Origin of the sequence: Serratia sp. PAMC26656 (genome assembly GCF_016469055.2) — a bacterium.
GTDB classification, from domain to species: domain Bacteria; phylum Pseudomonadota; class Gammaproteobacteria; order Enterobacterales; family Enterobacteriaceae; genus Serratia; species Serratia plymuthica.
In genome coordinates, this window is sequence record NZ_CP150486.1 from 833,105 (window position 1) to 853,890 (window position 20,786).

Consider the following 20,786-nt stretch of genomic DNA (forward strand, 5'->3'; position numbering starts at 1 on the left):
CGTTTTTGTTTGACCGCGAAATATTACAGCTTGGCGAAGCAGCGGCGTGCGGCATCGATGGTGCGCTGAATGTCTTCCTTGCTGTGCGCAATGGACATAAAGCCGGCTTCAAAGGCGGAAGGCGCCAGATAAACCCCCTCATTCAGCATCAGATGGAAGAAGCGCTTAAAGCGTTCCACATCGCACTGCATCACGTCCTGGTAGCAGGTCACCGCCGGGGCATCGGTAAAGAACAGGCCGAACATGCCGCCGACGTGGTTGACGACCAGCGCGACGTTTTCTTCTTTGGCTGCATCCTGCAGGCCTGCCGCCAGCATATCGGTCAATTCGGTCAGCGTCTGGTGGACACCGATCCGCGAAACCTCGGTCAGGCAGGCATAACCGGCCGCCATCGCAATCGGGTTACCGGACAGCGTTCCTGCCTGATAGACCGGGCCGGTTGGCGCCAGCGCCGCCATCACGTCGCGACGACCACCGAACGCGCCCACAGGCATGCCGCCGCCGATGATTTTGCCCAGACAGGTAAGATCCGGCTCCACATCGTAATAGGCCTGCGCCCCGGCCAGCGCGACGCGAAAGCCGGTCATCACTTCATCGATAATCAGCAATGCGCCGTATTTGTCGCACAGTGCCCGCAGGCCCGGCAGGAATTCCGGCAGCGGCGGCACGCAGTTCATGTTGCCGGCGACTGGCTCGACGATGATGCAGGCGATCTCGGAAGGATACTGTTCGAACGCGACGCGGACCGAATCCAGATCGTTGTAGGTGCAGGTCAGAGTGTGCTTGGCGAAATCGGCCGGCACACCCGGCGAGTTCGGCTGGCCCAGGGTCAGCGCGCCGGAACCGGCTTTCACCAGCAGGCAGTCGGCGTGGCCGTGGTAGCAGCCCTCGAACTTGATGATTTTATCGCGGTTGGTGTAGCCGCGCGCCAGACGAATAGCGCTCATGGTGGCCTCGGTACCCGAGTTTACCATCCGCACCATATCCATGGTCGGCACCAGTTCGGTGACCAACTCCGCCATTTTGACTTCCATCTCGGTGGGGGCGCCAAAACTCAGGCCGCGCTGCGCCGCTTCGATGACCGCATTGCGGATCGCAGGGTGGTTGTGCCCCAGCACCATTGGGCCCCAGGAACCGACGTAGTCGATATAGGCTTTGCCGTCGACGTCGAACAGGTAAGCCCCGTCCGCCCGCTCGATAAACAGTGGCACACCGCCAACGCCGGTGAATGCACGCACCGGAGAGTTAACCCCACCTGGGATCACCTGTTGCGCTTGGGCATACAGACTTTCGGACTTGCTGTGTAAGCTCATAAATCGGCTCCTGGATTCTCTTTTGAATGATTTAATCGCGCTATTCTAGAGAAGTGTTCGTCGATATGAAACGATCACAGTCAGATACCTATTTTGGGGGGCGGTCGCTCAGCGGGTGCGTTAGAATAATCGGCTTCCCTATTTGTATTACATTTAATTCCGTTAATGAATAACCCATTATGACTGAATTACAGCAACAGCCGCCGGTAGCGCGGGCTCCACGCCTGAAACGCAGCGACGCGGTGCGTCAGTTTATCCGCCGAGACAAAACGCCGGTGGCCATCCTGTTTATGGCGGCGGTGGTGGGCGCCCTGGCGGGTTTGCTCGGCGTAGCCTTTGATAAGGCGGTGGACTGGGTGCAGCAGCGGCGGTTGTCCGCGCTGGCGCAGGTCGCCGATTCCTGGCTCCTGGTTTGGCCGCTGGCCTTCATTCTTTCTGCTGCGTTGGCGGTGCTGGGGTATTACCTGGTGCGCCGTTTTGCGCCGGAAGCGGGCGGCTCAGGCATACCGGAGATCGAAGGGGCGCTGGAAGAGCTGCGTCCGGTACGCTGGTGGCGGGTGATCCCGGTAAAGTTTATCGGTGGCATGGGCACGCTGGGGGCGGGTATGGTGCTCGGCCGTGAAGGGCCTACGGTGCAGATGGGGGGCAACGTCGGGCGTATGGTATTGGATATTTTCCGCATGCGCGGCGCCGAAGCGCGTCATTCGTTGCTGGCCACCGGCGCGGCCGCCGGGCTTTCCGCCGCCTTCAATGCGCCGCTGGCGGGCATTCTGTTTATCATTGAGGAAATGCGTCCGCAGTTCCGCTATAACCTGATCTCGATTAAAGCGGTATTTATCGGCGTGATCATGTCGAGCGTGGTGTTTCAGTTGTTCAACGGCGAACACTCGGTGATTGAGGTAGGCAAGCTTTCCTCTGCGCCGATCAACACGCTGTGGCTGTATCTGGTGCTGGGTGCGGTATTCGGCGCCGTTGGGGTGATGTTTAACGCCCTGATTTTTCGCACTCAAGATATGTTTGCCCGTTTCCATGGCGGGAAGATGCGCAACATCCTGATGATTGGTGGGCTGATCGGCGGTACGTGCGGCATTCTTGGGCTGATCCAGCCGCAAGCGGCGGGGGGCGGTTTTGGTTTGATCCCCATTGCTGCTGCCGGCAATTACAGCGTCGGTATGCTGCTGTTTATTTTCATCGCACGGGTGATCACCACACTGCTGTGCTTTGGTTCAGGCGCGCCGGGCGGGATCTTTGCGCCAATGTTAGCGCTGGGCACCCTGTTTGGCACCGCTTTTGGCCTGGCCGGCGCGCACCTGTTTCCACAGTACGGCATTGAGGCCGGTACTTTCGCCATTGCCGGAATGGGCGCGTTGTTTGCCGCCACGGTGCGCGCACCCTTGACCGGGATCGTGCTGGTGTTGGAGATGACCGATAATTATCAGCTCATACTGCCAATGATCATTACCTGCCTTGGTGCTACGCTGGTGGCGCAGTTCCTCGGGGGTAAGCCGTTGTATTCGTCGATATTGGCCCGTACGTTGCAGCGGCAGGAAGTGCTGCAGGCGCGTGAGGCGGCAAATAAAACAGGTAAAGAAAATACAACAAATGCGGTGAATACTTGAACGCAGCACTCAGGTATTGGATAATCAAAAACATTAATCAGACTGCCATTGTAGCGGCCTGATGCAGAACAATGTTGGGAGTAAAGAGTATGAGTGATGAAACAGCACTGCCCCTGCAATTTACCGAGGCAGCAGCAAGCAAGGTTAAGGTCCTGATTGCTGATGAAGAAAATCCGAATCTGAAGTTGCGGGTTTACATTACCGGTGGCGGCTGCAGCGGATTCCAGTACGGTTTCACTTTTGACGACAAGGTCAACGATGGCGATATGACCATCGAGAAGCAGGGCGTTGCGCTGGTGGTTGACCCAATGAGCCTGCAATATCTGGTGGGCGGTTCGGTCGATTATACCGAAGGGCTGGAAGGTTCACGTTTCGTGGTAACCAACCCTAACGCCAAAACCACCTGCGGCTGCGGTTCTTCGTTCAGCGTCTGATCCCGTCTGCAGCAGCATAAAACCCGCCAACCTCACCGGTTTGCGGGTTTTTTTATGGTTGCCATTTCATGCTGACCCGAGCCGGGTTTGCTTCGGCGGGCAGTCGCTATCGTTCGAGGATAAACGCGGGCAGTTTCAGATGCCAGCGGATGGCCGCCAGCCGGATCGCCAGCGTGATGCCCATGCCAAGCATCATCGCCTGCTGCAGCGGCATACCGAAGGTAGCGAAAGCGGTAACGTGGACGATACCGCCGACAATACAGGCGGTGGCGTAAACTTCGGTTCGCAGGATCATCGGAATTTCCCGCGCCAGGACGTCCCGGATAATACCGCCGCCAACCCCGGTAATGACCCCCATGCACACGGCCACCAGCGCACCGGTATCGGCGGCGAAGGCTTTATTGACGCCGATGCCGACGAACACCGCCAGCCCGACGGCATCCAGCACCGGCAGGATCCATTTCGGCAGGCGTCGCGGCTGGCGTACCAGCAGCAGCGTCAGCACGCAGGTTATCATCGCCACCACCAGATCGGTCGGGTCTTTCACCCAAAATACCGGGCCATTGGCCAGCGCCATATCGCGGATGGTGCCGCCACCGACCGCAGTGACCACGCCGAGCACCAACACGCCGAACGGATCCATGCGCAACTTGCCGGCCAGCAATACGCCGGAGATGGCGAAAACCGCAGTACCCAGAATATCCAGCCAAAACACCAGCATCAGGGGAGCTCCGCCAGTTGGCTGCACAGTTGTTGTGCGGCCAGCATGATGCGCGGGCCGGCGCGGTTGAACCAGTCGCCGTTCAGCGCAATCACCGGCACTTGCAGCTGTGGCGCCCAAAAGGCTTTCACGCTGGCAATCTCTTTTGCGTCGCCGGTAATCACTACGGCCTGAGGCTGGCGGGCCAACACTTGCTCGCGGCTGATTTGCGGCCACGGCATACGGCTGTCGGCAAAGATATTCTCCGCTCCGCACAGCGACAGCACCTGGCTTTGCAGAGTGGCGCCGGAGCTGGTGAACAGCGGCTGGGTGCCAAACTGCAACAAGACCCGGCGCGGCTGGTTGTGCGGGTATTTTGCTTTCAGCGCGGCGATCTGTTGGCGCATGGTGCCCGCAGCCTGGTGCGCCTGCTCCGGATGCGGGCTGTATTTGGCCAGGTCATCCAGCGACTGGGCGATGTCATCGAGCGTGGTGGCATCCGCATAAAAAATCGGGATACCGAAGGCGGCGAGCTGATCCAGCACCCGTTGCGGATTGCCGCCGCGCCAGGCGAGGATCAGATCCGGCTTCAGCGCCAGTACCCGCTCCAGGTTGATCCCTTGCCAGGAAGCCACCTGTTCCAGCTTTTTGGCCGCCGGCGGGTAATCGGAGAAGGCGCTCACCGCCAGCAGGGTATCGCCCATGCCGGCGGCGTAGGCAAGCTCGGTGGCATTGGGTGCCAGGCTGATCACGCGCTGAGCGGCGCCGGCAGGCAGAGCCGCCCAGATCGCGAGCAGCCACAACAGGGCTGAAAGGCGTGGCTTCACATCAACCGCGCTTGGCCAGGGTTTGCAGCATCGCGTTGACCATCAGCGTTGATTGCTTGGCGGCCACGACCAGGAACTCGTCAAAGCTCATGTGCGACTCACTGTCGGCGACGTCAGAGATGGCGCGAACCACCACAAACGGCGTGCCGAACAGGTGGCAAACGTGGCCGACGGCGGCGGCTTCCATTTCTACCGCGGCAACGGTTGGGAAGGTGGTGCGGATGCGCTCCAACGGTTCTGCACCGTTAATGAAGGCGTCGCCGCTGCAGATCAGGCCGCGCACCGCGTTAAGATCCAACTGCTTGATGCAGCTTTCCGCCAGCGCAATCAGTGCTACGTCCGCCACGAAGGCCGCCGGGCAACCGGCCATCTGGCCTGGCTCGTAACCAAAGGCGGTGACGTCGGCGTCGTGATAGCGCACTTCTTCGGAAACCACGATATCGCCCACTTTCAGCGTAGCGGCCAGGCCACCGGCGGAACCGGTATTGATCACCAGATCCGGCTTGCAGTGCTCCAGCAGCAGGGTGGTACCCATTGCCGCAGAAACTTTACCGATTCCGGATTTCAGCAGTGCCACGTCAACGCCGCCGATCTGGCCGGTATAGATTTCACAACCCGCGCGTTGAATGGTTTGACGGTTTTCAATTTGTTCGCGCAGCAGGGTAACTTCCTGCTCCATGGCGCCGATGATGCCTACTTTCATAAATAACACTCGCTGATTGGGTGTGGGAATTGCGCCATAGTCTATCATGGCTCTCATAGAGAGATAATCCGTTGCATATGCCCTCGGGAATTGTTATCACGGAGGCTGGGCGCAACGGAGGAGAAACAGATGTCCGGGATCGACTTTAAGCAAAAAATCAGCTTCCAGCGGCCTTTCAGTAAGCCTATCGAGGCTGAGGAAGAATATGACATCGTGCGGCAGTTTGAGAGCGATCGCGGGCGCATTGTCAATTCAGCCGCCATTCGCCGTCTGCAGCAAAAAACCCAGGTGTTCCCTCTGGAGCGCAACGCCGCGGTGCGTAGCCGTCTGACGCACTCGATGGAGGTGCAGCAGGTCGGGCGGCACATTGCAAAAGAGATCCTCAACCGTTTCAAACAGGAACGGCGGATCGACGCGCTTGGCCTGTCCAAACTGCTCGATCCTTTTGAAAGCATAGTTGAGATGTCCTGCCTGATGCATGACATCGGCAACCCGCCGTTTGGGCACTTTGGCGAGTCGGCGATTAACGACTGGTTTTCCCAGCGGCTCGATCCCGCCAGCTGCGGGAGCGAGCCCGCCAGCAACGATCGTTGCCAGATCGGCGTGCTGCGCCTGCACGAAGGCGAAGGCGATCTCAACCGCCTGCGCAGCCGCATCCGCCACGATCTCAGCCATTTCGAGGGTAATGCCCAGGCTATTCGGCTGGTGCATACGTTACTGAAGCTCAACCTGACCTATGCGCAGGTGGGCTGCATTCTGAAATATACCCGTCCGGCGTACTGGGCGAGCGAGATCCCCGCCAGCCACAGCTACCTGATGAAAAAACCGGGTTTTTATCTGGCGGAAGAGGCGTTTGTCGATCGATTGCGGCGCGAGCTGAATATGGGCGAGTTCGATCGCTTCCCGCTGACTTATATCATGGAGGCGGCGGACGATATTTCTTACTGCGTCGCCGATCTGGAAGACGCGGTGGAAAAAAACATTTTCACCGTTGAACAACTTTATCAGCATTTAACTCAGGAATGGGGCGAGGTATCGCCGGGCGATTTGTTTGATAAAACCGTGGCCAGCGCTTTTCGCAAGATCGATCGCGGCGGTGCGCGGCGCAGCAGCGAAGATCAGTTCTTCATGTATTTGCGGGTGTTCACCGTGGCGCGGCTGGTGCCGCATGCGGCGCAGCGTTTTATTGATAATCTGGATGCGGTTTATCGGGGCAACTTTAATCAGGCGTTGCTGGAAGACTCCAGCCCGGCGTTCCAACTGTTGAAGATCTTCAAAAATGTGGCCTTCAAGCACGTCTTCAATCACCCCGAAGTGGAACAGCTTGAGCTGCAGGGCTACCGGGTGATCAGCGGCTTGCTGGACATCTACAGCCCCTTGCTGGCGATGTCGCTGGCGGATTTTACCCGCTTGGTGCGGGAAGACAGCCATCGCGCTTACCCGATAGAAACGCGCCTGTTCCACAAGCTTTCCACCAAACATCGGTTGGCGTATGTCGAAGCGGTTGAAGGGTTGCAACACCTGTCGCCCGAGCAATTGGCGATCCGGGAATATTATTTCCGCGCGCGTTTGCTGCAAGATTATATCAGCGGCATGACCGATCTTTATGCCTACGACGAATATCGAAAACTAATGGCGGCTGAATAATTCATTCAGTTAATAAATATTATTTGAACGCATGCGTAGCAGGTCGCAGTGAGTATTTCGAGTTTTGTAAAGACGGACAATATTTGTTTACTATTACCAATAACCTGCGCCGGAACTTCAGGCTATTAATAAGCTCTGACTATGCACAAAGAACGCAATACTTTCTGAACGACTTTATAAGAGACACACAGATGAAAAAAACCGCATTAGTTCTTAGCGCCCTGGCTTTCAGTATTGGTATGGCGATGGGCCCGATGACGGCCAGCGCCGCAGAAACCGCGTCTTCAAGCACCCAACAGCTGCCTAGCCTGGCGCCGATGCTGGAAAAAGTGATGCCTTCCGTGGTGAGCATTAACGTTGAAGGCAGCACCACCGTCAATGCGCAGAAGATGCCGCCGCAGTTCCAGCAGTTCTTTGGCGAGGATTCGCCTTTCTGCCAGGACGGTTCACCGTTCCAGGCTTCTCCAATGTGCCAGAACGGCGCTGATGGCGGGCAGGGCACACCGGGTCAGGGCACCCAGGAAAAATTTCAGGCGCTGGGCGCCGGGGTGGTGATTGACGCCGCCAAAGGCTACGTGGTGACCAACAATCACGTGGTGGATAACGCCAATAAAATTCAGGTGCAACTGAGCGACGGCCGCAAGTTTGACGCCAAGGTGATAGGCAAGGATCCGCGTTCCGATATCGCGCTGATCCAACTGAAAGACTTTAAAAATCTGACGGCAATCAAAATGGCGGATTCCGAGCAACTGCGCGTCGGCGATTACACCGTGGCGATCGGCAACCCTTACGGATTAGGCGAAACCGCGACTTCCGGCATCGTTTCCGCGTTGGGCCGCAGCGGGTTGAATATCGAAAACTACGAAAACTTTATCCAGACCGATGCGGCGATTAACCGCGGTAACTCCGGTGGCGCGCTGGTTAACCTGAACGGCGAACTGATCGGCATTAACACCGCGATCCTGGCGCCGGACGGCGGCAACATCGGTATTGGCTTCGCGATCCCGAGCAACATGGTGAAAAACCTGACGGCGCAAATGGTTGAGTTCGGCCAGGTGAAACGCGGCGAGCTGGGCATTATGGGCACCGAGTTGAACTCCGAACTGGCGAAAGCGATGAAGGTGGACGCCCAGCGCGGTGCCTTTGTCAGCCAGGTGATGCCGAAATCCTCCGCCGCCAAGGCGGGCATCAAGGCCGGTGACGTTATCGTCACCATGAACGGTAAAGCCATCTCAAGCTTTGCCTCGTTCCGTGCGGAAATCGGCACGCTGCCGGTCGGCAGCAAAATGTCGCTGGGCATCATTCGCGACGGCAAACCGGTGACCGTGGACGTCACGCTGGAGCAAAGCGCCCAGACTCAGGTGGAGTCCGGCAATATCTACACCGGCATTGAAGGGGCCGAGCTGAGCAATGCCCAGGCCGGCAGCCAGAAAGGCGTGAAGGTGGATAACGTCAAGGCCGGCAGTGCCGCTGCGCGTATCGGCCTGAAAAAAGGCGATATTATCCTCGGGGTTAACCAGCAGCCTATCCAGAATCTGGGCGAACTGCGCAAAATTCTCGACAGCAAGCCGTCGGTGCTGGCGTTGAACATCCAACGCGGCGATACCCAGTTGTATCTGCTGATGCAGTAATTTCTTCCGGTCTCCGCTCTCAAGGCACGCCACGGCGTGCCTTTTTTATGGGGGAGAGTTTATGGCGACGCCAACTGCCGTCATGGACAGGATTCAGGCGTTGTGATTCAGGGGCTGGTTGCAACGGTTCTCAGCGTACCGGCCTGCTATTATCAGATATCAGCCACGGCAAAAGTGAAGCCGACAATGGGTCTATGCAGTCGAGGAAACGGACCGTATATGAAAATAGTGATCGCGCCGGACTCATACAAAGAAAGTCTGTCGGCACTGGAAGTGGCGACCCAGATTGAAGCGGGTTTTCGCGAGATATTTCCTGATGCCGAGTACATCAAACTGCCGGTAGCCGACGGCGGGGAAGGTACGGTGGAGGCGATGGTGGCCGCCAGCGGCGGGCGTAAAGTGGATGTCGAAGTCACCGGGCCGCTGGGCGCAAAGGTGCGGGCCTTTTTCGGCCTGTCCGGCGATGAGCAGAGCGCCTTTATCGAGATGGCCGCCGCCAGCGGGTTGGAACTGGTGCCGGGACGGCAGCGCAACCCGCTGAACACCACCTCTTATGGCACCGGCGAACTGATCCGTTCGGCGCTGGATCACGGCGTAAAACATTGCATTATCGGCATCGGCGGCAGCGCCACCAACGACGGCGGCGCCGGCATGGTGCAGGCGCTGGGGGCGAGGTTGCTGGATAAAAACGGCGACGACATTGGCTTTGGCGGTGCGCAGTTGGAACACCTCGTCGCTATCGACGTCAGCGGGCTGGATGCGCGCATTGCCCAGTGCAAATTCGAGGTCGCTTGTGACGTCACTAACCCGTTAATCGGTAAAGAGGGCGCTTCGGCGATTTTCGGCCCGCAGAAAGGAGCCACTCCACAGATGGTGGCGCAGCTCGATCGCTGCCTGCTGCACTATGCGCAGGTGATTGCGCAGGATATGGCGATTGAGGTGGGCGGGGTACCCGGCGCGGGCGCAGCCGGCGGTATGGGAGCCGCACTGTTGGCGTTCTGTCATGCCGATCTGCGTCAGGGGATTGAGATCGTCACCGAAGCGCTGGGGCTGGACGCGTTGGTGCGCGACGCGACGCTGGTAATCACCGGCGAAGGGCGCATCGACAGTCAGAGTATCAACGGCAAGGTGCCTATCGGCGTGGCGCGCGTCGCCAAGCGCTACAACAAGCCGGTGATCGGCATCGCCGGCAGCTTGACAGCCGACGTTGGCGTGGTGCACCAGTACGGGCTGGATGCGGTGTTCAGCGTGCTGTACAGCATCTGCACGCTCGAGGAAGCGCTGGAGAATGCCGCCGACAACGTGCGCATGACCGCACGCAATATTGCGGCGACCATCAGGCTGTCGCAGCAGATATAGGTTCCGCTAATCATGCTGAGGGGCACCCCTCAGCATGTCGCTGGGCGATCGCTCTCCAGATGGCTGCGGGCTGCCTGGCTCACCAGTTCGATTTCATCCAGCAGTTCCAGCCATTCCGGCTCCAGTTCGTCGTTGCCGACGCCCTTGCGCAACTGCTGTTCAAGGTAGAAGCACAGCTGCTTCATGCGCGGCACGCCACTGTAGCTGCAACTGCCGTGCAATTTATGGATCAAATCGAGAATGCTGTCGTCTGGGGTGCCATCCAGCACCGCCTGCACCCGTTCGCTGACTTGCGGCAGGAAGTCGAGCAGCATCTGCAGCAGGTCGCGCGCCAAATCCTGTTTGTTCGCCGCCTGGCGTAACGCCAGCGGCCAGTCTAACGACAGCAATGGCTCGGCGGCCGATTCGCCGCTGTAATAACGGGCCAGCACGCGGGTCAGCATAGCTTCATCAATCGGCTTGGCCAGGTAGTCATCCATTCCCGCTTGCAGCAAATGCTCGCGCTCACCGCTCACCGCATGGGCGGTAACCGCGACGATAGGCGTAGAGTTGTGGTGCGGCAGTTGGCGGATCAGTTCGCTGGTGCGGATGCCGTCGATATTCGGCATTTGGATATCCATCAGGATTAGGTCCAGCACGTTATCGCGTGCCAGCGCCAGCGCCTCTTCTCCGCTTTCGCACAGCAGGGTCTTTTCCACTTGTTCAGCCAGCAGGGTACCAATCAGTTTCAGGTTGGCCGGGTTATCGTCAACCGCCATCACCGTCAATGGCAGGCGTTTGGGTTCCGGCACGGCGATGAGGCGATGCGGCGTTTCCATGCGCAGCAGCGGGAACAAGCGATTGCCGGTGATGGGTTTGATCAGGCAACCGATAGCGCCCTGTTGTTTAAGCTGTTCGGCGTTGATCTGCGATTGGCAGGGTAGCGCCAGAATCACCCGACCGGCGATACTCAGCGCCGCTTTCAGTTTGCCTTCGTGCTGTGCCAGGTTGTCGCGGAACGGGATCGGTACCCCCACCAGCAGGAAGTCGTAATCCTTTTTCGGTAACTGAGCCAGCGTAGGCGAATGGGTGATCACAAGCGGGGTCACGCTCAGCATGTTGAGCGTGGCTTCTGCCGCCATCGGGTTGGCTTCGATATACCCCAACGTCTTGCCGCGCAGGTCTGGCAGGCTCGGCGGCAACGACAACATACCCTCGTGCAGCTCGAGGGTGATGTGGAACCAGAAGGTTGAACCTCGGTTCAGCTGGCTGTGGAAGCAGATATCGCCACCCATCTCTTTTACCAGCTTCTGGGTGATCACCAGCCCCAGACCGGTACCGCCGTGGCGGCGTGAAATGCTGGCGTCCGCCTGGCGGAACGCCTGGAACAACTGCGACTGCTGCCGTTCTGATATACCGATGCCGGTGTCATGGATTTGCACTTCAAGTTCAACCTGACGTTCCTGCAGGCCACGCAGCTCTACGCGGATATCGATGTTGCCGGTTTCGGTAAATTTGATCGCGTTGCCCAGCAGGTTGGTAATGATCTGCTGCAACCGCAATGAATCGCCGATTACCTGCTCCGGCACGTCATTATGCACGTCCAGCGTCAATTCCAGCCCTTTCTCGTGAGCGCTGGGTGCCAGCAACACAATCACTTCGTCCAGCGTTTCACGCAGCGAGAACGGAATGTGTTCCAGCACCAGCTTGCCGGCTTCCAGCTTGGAGAAGTCCAGCACGTCGTTGATGATGGTCAGCAGGTTGTTGGCCGAGCGTTCGATGGTTTGCAGATAGTCGGTCTGGGTGACGCTCATCTCGGTTTTCAGCATCTGGCGGGTAAAGCCGATCACGCCGTTGAGCGGGGTACGCAACTCGTGCGACATGTTCGCCAGAAACTCGGATTTGATACGCGCCGCTTCCTGAGCACGTTTTTTCGCCAGATCCAGCTCGACGTTCTGGATCTCCATCTGCTCCAGTGTCTCACGCAGGTCCGAAGTCGCCTGGTCGATATTCTGCTGCATCTCTTCGTGATAGGCGGTCAGCGACATTGCCATCGAGTTGATGCCGTTCTTCAGCATATGCAGTTCGCCGAGCATAAAGCCTTCAACGCGGCTGTCGAGCTGGCCGCGGCGGATGCGGTCAACGGTGTTCACCATATTGCGGATCGGGCCGGTCACGTCGCGCATCAGACGGTAAGCAAACAGGATGGCAATGCACATGCACAGCAGCAACAGCAGGGTGGAAACAAACACCTCTTTATACTGTTGCAACCGCACCGATTGAAGATCCAGTTCGATCGCCACATAGCCCAGGTTGTTGTCCGGCGGAACCGGGTCGGTGGCGTTTTGATCCGGGTACTGGCTTTCCGAGAGGATCGGCGTGCGCAGGATCAGTGAGTTGCCGCGCCGCGTCAGCATCAGATCGGTGGGCATTGGCACACCTTTCGGCAACTGCAATTGGGCGAAATTGTGATGATAATTGGAGGTGACAAACAGATTATTCTGCGCATCGAACACCGTAATTGAACGCACAATATCCGAATGACGACGGTGCAACAGGCTGACCAACTGCCTCACCGACTCGCGGCTGCGGAATGTCATGCCGTACTCGCTGGCCACCGCCAAGGGTTCGATAATGCTGGCGCCGGCGTCAACCAGCTGTTCTTGCAACTCATTGTAACGGTGCACCACGAAGAAGGTGCTGAGCAGCAGACCAATCAACAGCGTTGGGGCCAGAATCAGGATCATCATGCGCGCACGCAAGCTGTATTTGGTCATGGGATTCCAATGTGGGAGAATTGCCGGACACACTCTACTTTAATGAGCCAGCACTCAATCGGCAAATATGGCGCAATTCTACTCTCCCAAACGCCGCCTGACGACCCGGCAAAGTCTGCAAATGTGTGAGCGACCTCGCTCCCTTTGGGCAGGGTGTGGCACGCCACAACGGCAAAGACGTGTTTGTGCGGGGAATCTTGCCGGGCGAGCAGGCGGCAATCCAGCTGACCGAAGAAAAAAGATGAGGATCGCCAGGCGTTACTGACCTTTGCGCAGCAAGAAAGCGCAACCATTTATTGGGCGCCCGGCAGCGGCAGGGGCGAAAACTGTGTGGGGGAACGCCGTACTATCAGGTCGACGGGCTACGCTTAGACTTCAGTCCGCGTGACTTTATTGAGATAAATGACACAGTAAATCAGCAAATGGCGGCGCAGGCCCTTGAATGGCTCGACATTCAGCCCAATGATCGGGTATTGGACCTGTTCTGTGGCATGAGCCAACTTTGCCCTGCTGCTGCGGTGGTGGGGATAGAAGGTGTTGCCACGCTGTTAGCGAATGGGCAATATAATGCACATAAGAATAAACTGAATAATGCCTCCTTCTTCCATGAAAATCTGGGAGAAGACGTTGAGTGGCAACCTTGAGCGGCACAAGGATTTGATAAAGTGATGCTGGACCCTGCCCGTGAGGGTGCGGTCGGCGTGATGTCACATAGTGTAAAACTGGCGCCAGAACGGGGAGGGGTACGTTTCTTGTAACCCTACCAGGCTGGCACGCGACAGCAAAATATTGCTGGATGCCGGTTATCGTCTTGCACGTGTGCGGATGTTGGATAGGTTTCCGCATACGGGGCATCTTGAGTCAATGGCGCTGTTTATTAACGACAACACGCCTGGGGTCGCTGCAAAGTAGGGAGAGGGTATGGTTGCGGTAAGAAGTGCACATCTGAACACGGCTGGTGAATTTGCTCTCGACGAGTGGATTGCCAGCTTGGGGCTACCTAACCCGCAGTCATGTGAGCGATTAGCCGCAACCTGGCGCTACTGTGAGCAACAGACCCAGAACCATCCCGACGCACCGCTGTTGTTGTGGCGTGGGCTGGAGATGGTGGAAATCCTCTCCACGCTGAGCATGGACAACGACAGCATGCGCGCCGCGCTGCTGTTCCCACTGGTGGACGCCGGCATCGTGCCGGAAGAAACCCTGACCGAAGCGTTTGGCAAGGGTATCACCTACCTGGTGCACGGCGTGCGCGATATGGACGCCATCCGCCAACTGAAAGCCACCCAGAACGATTCCATGGCCTCCGAACAGGTCGACAACGTGCGCCGCATGCTGTTGGCTATGGTGGAGGATTTCCGCTGCGTGGTGATCAAGCTGGCGGAGCGTATCGCCCACCTGCGTGAAGTGAAGGATGCGCCGGAAGACGAGCGCGTACTGGCGGCAAAAGAGTGTTCGAATATCTATGCGCCGCTGGCCAACCGCCTCGGCATCGGGCAACTGAAATGGGAGCTGGAGGATTTCTGCTTCCGTTACCTGCACCCGGATGAATACAAGCGCATCGCCAAGCTGCTGCACGAACGTCGCATCGATCGCGAACAGTTTATCGATGACTTCGTCGCCTCGCTGCGAAAGGCGATGGGCGACGAGGGCATCAAAGCGGATATCTACGGCCGCCCGAAACATATCTACAGCATTTGGCGCAAAATGCAGAAGAAGGCGCTGGCCTTCGACGAGCTGTTTGACGTGCGCGCGGTGCGCGTGGTGGTCGAGCGTTTGCAGGACTGCTATGCGGCGCTGGGGATTGTGCATACCCACTTCCGTCATCTGCCGGATGAGTTCGACGACTACGTCGCCAACCCGAAACCCAACGGCTATCAGTCGATCCACACCGTGGTGCTGGGCCCGCGCGGCAAAACGCTCGAAATCCAGATCCGTACCCGGCAGATGCATGAAGATGCTGAACTGGGCGTGGCCGCGCACTGGAAATACAAAGAAGGCGCGGTAGCGACGGTACGCTCCGGCTATGAAGAACGCATCGCCTGGCTGCGCAAGCTGATCGCCTGGCAGGAAGAGATGGCGGACTCCGGCGAGATGCTCGACGAGGTTCGCAGCCAGGTGTTCGACGATCGCGTCTACGTGTTTACCCCGAAAGGCGATGTGGTGGATCTGCCGGCCGGCTCCACACCGCTTGACTTTGCCTATCATATTCACAGCGACGTCGGCCACCGTTGCATCGGTGCCAAGATTGGCGGGCGCATCGTGCCGTTTACCTATCAGTTGCGGATGGGCGATCAGATTGAAATCATCACCCAGAAGCAGCCGAACCCGAGCCGCGACTGGCTGAACCCGAACCTGGGCTATGTCACCACCAGCCGTGGGCGCTCCAAAATCCATAACTGGTTCCGCAAGCAGGATCGCGACAAGAACATCCTTGCCGGCCGCCAGATGCTGGACAGCGAGCTGGAGCACCTCGGCATCAGCTTGAAAGAGGCCGAGAAGCTGCTGATCCCGCGATACAATATGAATTCGCTGGATGAAATACTGGCGGCGATTGGCGGCGGTGATATCCGCCTGAATCAGATGGTGAACTTCCTGCAAGGCAAGTTCAACAAACCGAGCGCCGAGGAGCAGGATCGCGAAGCGTTGCGCCAATTGGTGCAGCATAAAGCGCCGCCGGCGACCCGCAGCAAGGACAACGGCCGGGTAGTGGTGGAAGGGGTAGGCAACCTGATGCACCACATCGCCCGTTGCTGCCAGCCGATCCCGGGCGACGATATTGTCGGCTTTATCACCCAGGGGCGCGGTATCTCCATCCACCGTGCGGACTGCGATCAGTTGGTGGATTTGCAGTCGCACGCGCCGGAACGCATCGTTGACGCCGTGTGGGGCGAAAGCTATTCCAGCGGTTATTCGCTGGTAGTGCGTGTGATGGCCAACGATCGCAGCGGCCTGCTGCGCGACATCACCACCATTCTGGCCAACGAAAAGGTCAACGTGCTGGGCGTGGCCAGTCGGAGCGACACCAAAAAGCAGCTGGCGACCATCGACATGGACATTGAAATCTACAACCAGCAGGTGCTGGGCCGGGTGCTGGCCAAGCTTAATCAGTTGCCGGACGTGATAGACGCCAAGCGCCTGCACGGCAGCTAAATCCTCTGCGTCTTTCGAGCCGCATCGTTGTTGGCCGCTAACGTGCCCCCCAGTCACTTGGTTTACTAAGCTCCTGGGGATTTACGTTCTTGCCGCCTGGATGCGACTCGAAATCCATTGTGGATTCACCAGAACGGGCACAAAAATGAGCCCCCATTATTTCAGAGATTTTTTATGACCCAATCCTCCCCGCTGCAGCGCCTGCTGAATATCATGAAAACGCTGCGCGACCCGCAGAACGGTTGCCCATGGGACCGCAAGCAGACCTTCGCCACCATCGCGCCTTACACGCTGGAAGAAACCTACGAAGTGCTGGACGCCATTGAGCGTCAGGATTACGCCGATCTGCGCGATGAGTTGGGCGATCTGCTGTTCCAGGTGGTGTTTTACGCCCAGATGGGGCAGGAGCAGGGGGTGTTCGACTTCGATGAGGTGTGCAACGCCATCAGCGACAAGCTGGAGCGCCGTCACCCGCATATCTTCGGCGATGCCGATGCGGCGGATAGCGAAGCGGTAGCGGCCCGCTGGGAGCAGTTGAAGGCCGGCGAACGCGCCGAGAAGGCGCTGCATTCTGCGCTGGACGATATCCCGCAGGCACTGCCGGCGCTGATGAAGGCGCACAAAATCCAGAAGCGTTGCGCCTCGGTCGGTTTCGACTGGCATACCTTGGGGCCGGTACTGGACAAGGTGTACGAAGAGATCGACGAAGTGATGCATGAAGCCAAGCAAGCGGTGGTTGATGAACAGAAACTGGAAGAGGAAATCGGCGATCTGCTGTTCGCTACGGTGAATTTATCGCGCCATCTCGGGCACAAGGCGGAAAACGCGCTGCAGGCGGCCAACCGCAAGTTCGAACGTCGTTTCCGGCAGGTGGAAGAGATTGTCAAACAGCGCGGGCTGCAGATGGAAGAGGCTACGCTGGAGCAGATGGAAGAGGCGTGGCAACAGGTTAAACGCCAGGAAAACTAATCCCGTTCGGCGTTGTCCTAAAGTTGTTCGGCGAGGGGCGTAATGTTGATCGGCGACAAGGTTCGCTCAAGCTGAAACGGTTAAGCTCAGAGTCCTGGTTTGCTGAACGACGAGAGAACGGCAAGAAAATGCCAACAAACTGAAATTTAAGGCGTTTTGGTGCCATGAAACGGCGGTAAAAGAAAATTTTCCCTGCTAACTCATTGTTTTAAAAAGACAGTAAGCAAGGTGCCCACGGATTAAACCCTGATGAACTCCCGGTGGTGACAGAGATGATGGACAGTAAAACGATCGTTTGTAGGTCTGGAGAGGTTCGGGTATACTACTTTCCCGTCTTGGTACTTCCATCGTCTTTAAACCTAAACTCTCAGGTTCAGCATGACAACTAATTATATTTTTGTGACCGGCGGGGTCGTATCCTCTCTGGGTAAAGGCATTGCCGCAGCCTCTCTGGCGGCTATTCTCGAAGCCCGTGGCCTCAACGTTACCATCATGAAACTGGACCCGTACATCAACGTGGATCCGGGCACCATGAGCCCGATTCAGCATGGGGAAGTTTTCGTCACCGAAGACGGGGCAGAAACCGATCTGGATTTGGGTCACTACGAGCGCTTCATCCGCACCAAAATGTCGCGCCGCAACAACTTCACCACGGGTCGCATTTATTCCGACGTTCTGCGTAAAGAACGCCGTGGCGACTACCTGGGCGCAACCGTACAGGTTATCCCGCACATCACCAACGCGATCAAAGAACGCATTCTCGAAGGTGGCGAAGGTCACGACGTGGTGTTGGTGGAAGTGGGCGGTACCGTCGGCGATATCGAATCGCTGCCGTTCCTGGAAGCTATCCGCCAGATGGCGGTAGAAGTGGGCCGCGAGCACACTCTGTACATGCACTTGACGCTGGTGCCGTACCTGGCTGCCGCCGGTGAAGTGAAAACCAAACCCACTCAGCATTCCGTTAAAGAGCTGCTTTCCATCGGTATTCAGCCTGATGTGCTGATTTGCCGTTCCGATCGCACAGTTCCTGCTAACGAACGCGCGAAAATCGCACTTTTCTGCAACGTGCCGGAAAAAGCGGTTATCTCCCTGAAAGACGTTGATTCCATTTATAAAATCCCGGGCCTCTTGAAATCTCAGGGCTTGGATGATTATATTTGTAAACGATTCAGCCTCAACGCACCGGAAGCGAACCTGGCCGAATGGGAACAGGTGATCTCCGAAGAAGCCAATCCGGGCGGCGAAGTGACCATCGGCATGGTCGGCAAATATGTTGAACTGCCGGATGCGTATAAGTCGGTGATTGAAGCCTTGAAACACGGCGGTCTGAAAAATCGTCTGACCGTGAACATCAAGCTGATCGACTCGCAGGATGTCGAAACCCGCGGTGTGGAAGTGCTGAAAGGTCTGGACGCGATTCTGATCCCAGGCGGTTTTGGCTACCGTGGCGTAGAAGGCAAGGTGATGACCGCGCGTTATGCGCGTGAAAACAACATCCCTTATCTGGGCATCTGCCTGGGTATGCAGGTGGCACTGATGGAGTTCGCCCGCAACGTAGCGGGTATGGAGAACGCCAACTCAACCGAGTTTGTGCCAGACTGCAAGTACCCGGTGGTGGCGTTGATCACCGAATGGCGTGACGAAGACGGCAACGTCGAAGTGCGCACTGAAGAAAGCGATTTGGGTGGCACGATGCGTGTCGGTGGCCAGCAATGCCACCTGACAGACAATAGCCTGGTACGCAAGATGTACGGCGAACCGACCATTGTTGAACGTCATCGTCACCGTTATGAAGTCAACAACATGCTGTTGAAGCAGATCGAAGCCGCCGGGTTGCGTGTTGCCGGTCGTTCTGCAGACAACAAGCTGGTTGAGATTATTGAACTGCCGAATCACCCGTGGTTTGTCGCTTGTCAGTTCCACCCGGAATTTACTTCAACGCCGCGTGATGGTCATCCGTTGTTCGCCGGCTTTGTGAAGGCCGCTGGTGAGCACCAGAAGCGCCAGGTGAAATAAAATATTTGGTAAGCGGCGCGCGGTGAGAACCGCGCGTTGTTTGTCTGGAGTTTTAGTTTAACTTGTACTGAGGAAAACCTAATGTCCAAAATCGTTAAAGTCATCGGTCGTGAAATCATCGACTCCCGCGGTAACCCGACTGTTGAAGCCGAAGTGCATCTGGAAGGCGGTTTCGTAGGTCTGGCTGCTGCGCCGTCAGGTGCTTCTACCGGTTCCCGTGAAGCACTGGAACTGCGTGACGGTGACAAGTCTCGTTTCCTGGGTAAAGGCGTACTGAAAGCCGTTGCTGCAGTAAACGGCCCGATTGCTCAGGCAGTATTGGGTAAAGACGCCAAAGACCAGGCTAACATCGACAAGATCATGATCGACCTGGACGGCACTGAAAACAAATCCCAATTCGGTGCAAACGCCATTCTGGCGGTTTCCCTGGCTGCTGCCAAAGCGGCTGCTGCTTCCAAAGGCATGCCGCTGTATGAGCACATCGCTGAACTGAACGGCACCCCAGGCAAGTTCTCTATGCCACTGCCTATGATGAACATCATCAACGGCGGCGAGCACGCTGACAACAACGTCGACATTCAGGAATTCATGATTCAGCCGATTGGCGCGAAGACCCTGAAAGAAGCCGTTCGCATCGGTTCTGAAGTGTTCCATCACCTGGCTAAAGTGCTGAAGGCCAAAGGCCTTAACACCGCTGTAGGTGACGAAGGCGGCTACGCGCCAAACCTGGGTTCCAACGCCGAAGCGCTGGCTGTTATCGCTGAAGCGGTAAAAGCGGCAGGTTACGAGCTGGGCAAAGACGTGACCCTGGCGATGGACTGTGCAGCTTCCGAGTTCTACAAAGACGGTAAATACGTTCTGGCCGGCGAAGGCAACAAAGCCTTCACTTCCGAAGAGTTCACTCACTTCCTGGAAGACCTGACCAAACAGTACCCAATCGTGTCTATCGAAGATGGTCTGGACGAATCTGACTGGGCTGGTTTCGCATACCAGACCAAAGTGCTGGGCGACAAAATCCAGCTGGTGGGCGACGACCTGTTCGTTACCAACACCAAGATCCTGAAAGAAGGCATCGATAAAGGCATCGCTAACTCCATCCTGATCAAATTCAACCAGATCGGTTCTCTGACCGAAACTCTGGCTGCTATCAAGATGGCGAAAGACGCAGGCTACACTGCGGTGATCTCTCACCGTTCAGGTGAAACCGAAGACGCAACCATCGCCGACCTGGCGGTAGGTACTGCGGCTGGCCAGATCAAAACCGGTTCCATGAGCCGTTCTGACCGCGTTGCTAAATACAACCAACTGATCCGTATCGAAGAAGCGCTGGGCGACCGCGCACCGTTCAACGGCCTGAAAGAAGTTAAAGGTCAGTAATAACGGCTTGGTTCGTTGTTGAATAAAAACCCGCTGCGGCGGGTTTTTTTATCACTATTTTTCAGCATTAATTATTTACGCAAGTAATAGTGTGTTATTTATTGATATTTAATTAATCTTCCAACGATGTTTTTAACTCTATAATTTAATTGTAATAACAAAATTCCCATTTATAAATTCCATTTTTAATTGCTTTATATATTTTAGTTACTAGAATGCCTGTAAGGCAGAGCTATTACCCGCTGTCCTGCCTCTTTGAGTTTCCTAACAGAGTCGCTGCCC

The 20,786-nt window shown here is 57.0% G+C and carries 15 protein-coding genes and 1 pseudogene; 11 read left to right on the plus strand and 5 right to left on the minus strand.

Annotation, left to right across the window (positions count from 1 at the left end):
* Window positions 1-23: 23 nt before the first annotated feature.
* On the minus strand, window positions 24-1,313 hold the full coding sequence (hemL, locus tag JEM67_RS04450; RefSeq protein WP_199638278.1) for a glutamate-1-semialdehyde 2,1-aminomutase: 1,290 nt from the start codon (window positions 1,311-1,313) through the stop codon (window positions 24-26).
* 179 nt (window positions 1,314-1,492) lie between these two features.
* On the opposite strand from hemL, the gene clcA reads away from it, so the two are divergent.
* Window positions 1,493-2,932 (plus strand): H(+)/Cl(-) exchange transporter ClcA, encoded by a 1,440-nt coding sequence (clcA, locus tag JEM67_RS04455; RefSeq protein WP_199638280.1) that lies wholly within the window; start codon window positions 1,493-1,495, stop codon window positions 2,930-2,932.
* A gap of 89 nt (window positions 2,933-3,021) precedes the next feature.
* A complete protein-coding gene (gene erpA, locus JEM67_RS04460) occupies window positions 3,022-3,366 on the plus strand; it encodes an iron-sulfur cluster insertion protein ErpA (RefSeq protein WP_004950184.1) in 345 nt (114 codons plus the stop codon).
* Window positions 3,367-3,472: 106 nt separating this feature from the next.
* Here erpA and JEM67_RS04465 read toward each other — a convergent pair whose 3' ends face one another.
* Genes JEM67_RS04465 through mtnN form a run of 3 tightly spaced genes read right to left on the minus strand, consistent with a single transcriptional unit; the run spans window position 3,473 to window position 5,596 of the window.
* The gene (locus JEM67_RS04465; protein ID WP_199638282.1) at window positions 3,473-4,087 is read right to left on the minus strand and encodes a TRIC cation channel family protein; all 615 of its coding nucleotides are present in this window, start codon (window positions 4,085-4,087) and stop codon (window positions 3,473-3,475) included.
* Window positions 4,087-4,893, minus strand: a complete 807-nt coding sequence (btuF, locus tag JEM67_RS04470) for a vitamin B12 ABC transporter substrate-binding protein BtuF (RefSeq protein ID WP_199638284.1) — start codon at window positions 4,891-4,893, stop codon at window positions 4,087-4,089. Before btuF ends, JEM67_RS04465 begins: the two co-directional genes overlap by 1 nt.
* Before the next feature lies 1 nt (window position 4,894).
* The gene (mtnN, locus tag JEM67_RS04475) at window positions 4,895-5,596 is read right to left on the minus strand and encodes a 5'-methylthioadenosine/S-adenosylhomocysteine nucleosidase (protein ID WP_199638286.1); all 702 of its coding nucleotides are present in this window, start codon (window positions 5,594-5,596) and stop codon (window positions 4,895-4,897) included.
* Between the two features lie 129 nt (window positions 5,597-5,725).
* Here mtnN and dgt point away from each other — a divergent pair, with 129 nt between their 5' ends.
* The 3 genes from dgt to JEM67_RS04490 all read left to right on the plus strand — a co-directional run bounded on the left by dgt (window position 5,726) and on the right by JEM67_RS04490 (window position 10,233).
* Window positions 5,726-7,243, plus strand: coding sequence for a dGTPase (gene dgt / locus JEM67_RS04480; protein ID WP_199638289.1), 1,518 nt, complete (start codon window positions 5,726-5,728; stop codon window positions 7,241-7,243).
* A gap of 191 nt (window positions 7,244-7,434) precedes the next feature.
* Window positions 7,435-8,874 (plus strand): serine endoprotease DegP, encoded by a 1,440-nt coding sequence (gene degP / locus JEM67_RS04485; protein ID WP_013811517.1) that lies wholly within the window; start codon window positions 7,435-7,437, stop codon window positions 8,872-8,874.
* Between the two features lie 219 nt (window positions 8,875-9,093).
* The gene (locus tag JEM67_RS04490; RefSeq protein WP_199638291.1) at window positions 9,094-10,233 is read left to right on the plus strand and encodes a glycerate kinase; all 1,140 of its coding nucleotides are present in this window, start codon (window positions 9,094-9,096) and stop codon (window positions 10,231-10,233) included.
* A 29-nt stretch (window positions 10,234-10,262) separates the two neighbouring features.
* Here JEM67_RS04490 and barA read toward each other — a convergent pair whose 3' ends face one another.
* On the minus strand, window positions 10,263-12,989 hold the full coding sequence (gene barA, locus JEM67_RS04495) for a two-component sensor histidine kinase BarA (protein WP_199638293.1): 2,727 nt from the start codon (window positions 12,987-12,989) through the stop codon (window positions 10,263-10,265).
* A 179-nt stretch (window positions 12,990-13,168) separates the two neighbouring features.
* Between barA and JEM67_RS04500 the strand changes: the two genes are divergently transcribed.
* The 6 genes and pseudogenes from JEM67_RS04500 (at window position 13,169) to eno (ending at window position 20,504) form a co-directional block, all read left to right on the plus strand.
* Window positions 13,169-13,234 (plus strand): hypothetical protein, encoded by a 66-nt coding sequence (locus tag JEM67_RS04500; RefSeq protein ID WP_426406359.1) that lies wholly within the window; start codon window positions 13,169-13,171, stop codon window positions 13,232-13,234.
* Window positions 13,227-13,901 (plus strand): annotated as a pseudogene (rlmD, locus tag JEM67_RS04505) (23S rRNA (uracil(1939)-C(5))-methyltransferase RlmD); the annotation flags it as partial. The gene JEM67_RS04500 and the pseudogene rlmD, both read left to right, overlap by 8 nt.
* A 9-nt stretch (window positions 13,902-13,910) precedes the next feature.
* Window positions 13,911-16,142 (plus strand): GTP diphosphokinase, encoded by a 2,232-nt coding sequence (gene relA, locus JEM67_RS04510; RefSeq protein WP_013811519.1) that lies wholly within the window; start codon window positions 13,911-13,913, stop codon window positions 16,140-16,142.
* A gap of 174 nt (window positions 16,143-16,316) precedes the next feature.
* Window positions 16,317-17,111: a nucleoside triphosphate pyrophosphohydrolase gene (gene mazG / locus JEM67_RS04515; RefSeq protein WP_013811520.1), complete on the plus strand. Its 795-nt coding sequence runs from the start codon at window positions 16,317-16,319 to the stop codon at window positions 17,109-17,111.
* Between the two features lie 378 nt (window positions 17,112-17,489).
* On the plus strand, window positions 17,490-19,127 hold the full coding sequence (gene pyrG / locus JEM67_RS04520; protein WP_013811521.1) for a glutamine hydrolyzing CTP synthase: 1,638 nt from the start codon (window positions 17,490-17,492) through the stop codon (window positions 19,125-19,127).
* Window positions 19,128-19,208: 81 nt separating this feature from the next.
* A complete protein-coding gene (gene eno, locus JEM67_RS04525) occupies window positions 19,209-20,504 on the plus strand; it encodes a phosphopyruvate hydratase (protein WP_013811522.1) in 1,296 nt (431 codons plus the stop codon).
* The last annotated feature ends 282 nt before the right edge of the window (window positions 20,505-20,786 follow it).

Bases quoted from the DNA above. Each gene is read 5' to 3' on its own strand.
- hemL (WP_199638278.1), bottom strand. From the start codon at position 1,313: ATGAGCTTACACAGCAAGTCCGAAAGTCTGTATGCCCAAGCGCAACAG.
- clcA (WP_199638280.1), top strand. From the start codon at position 1,493: ATGACTGAATTACAGCAACAGCCGCCGGTAGCGCGGGCTCCACGCCTG.
- erpA (WP_004950184.1), top strand. From the start codon at position 3,022: ATGAGTGATGAAACAGCACTGCCCCTGCAATTTACCGAGGCAGCAGCA.
- JEM67_RS04465 (WP_199638282.1), bottom strand. From the start codon at position 4,087: ATGCTGGTGTTTTGGCTGGATATTCTGGGTACTGCGGTTTTCGCCATC.
- mtnN (WP_199638286.1), bottom strand. From the start codon at position 5,596: ATGAAAGTAGGCATCATCGGCGCCATGGAGCAGGAAGTTACCCTGCTG.
- dgt (WP_199638289.1), top strand. From the start codon at position 5,726: ATGTCCGGGATCGACTTTAAGCAAAAAATCAGCTTCCAGCGGCCTTTC.
- degP (WP_013811517.1), top strand. From the start codon at position 7,435: ATGAAAAAAACCGCATTAGTTCTTAGCGCCCTGGCTTTCAGTATTGGT.
- JEM67_RS04490 (WP_199638291.1), top strand. From the start codon at position 9,094: ATGAAAATAGTGATCGCGCCGGACTCATACAAAGAAAGTCTGTCGGCA.
- barA (WP_199638293.1), bottom strand. From the start codon at position 12,989: ATGACCAAATACAGCTTGCGTGCGCGCATGATGATCCTGATTCTGGCC.
- relA (WP_013811519.1), top strand. From the start codon at position 13,911: ATGGTTGCGGTAAGAAGTGCACATCTGAACACGGCTGGTGAATTTGCT.
- mazG (WP_013811520.1), top strand. From the start codon at position 16,317: ATGACCCAATCCTCCCCGCTGCAGCGCCTGCTGAATATCATGAAAACG.
- pyrG (WP_013811521.1), top strand. From the start codon at position 17,490: ATGACAACTAATTATATTTTTGTGACCGGCGGGGTCGTATCCTCTCTG.
- eno (WP_013811522.1), top strand. From the start codon at position 19,209: ATGTCCAAAATCGTTAAAGTCATCGGTCGTGAAATCATCGACTCCCGC.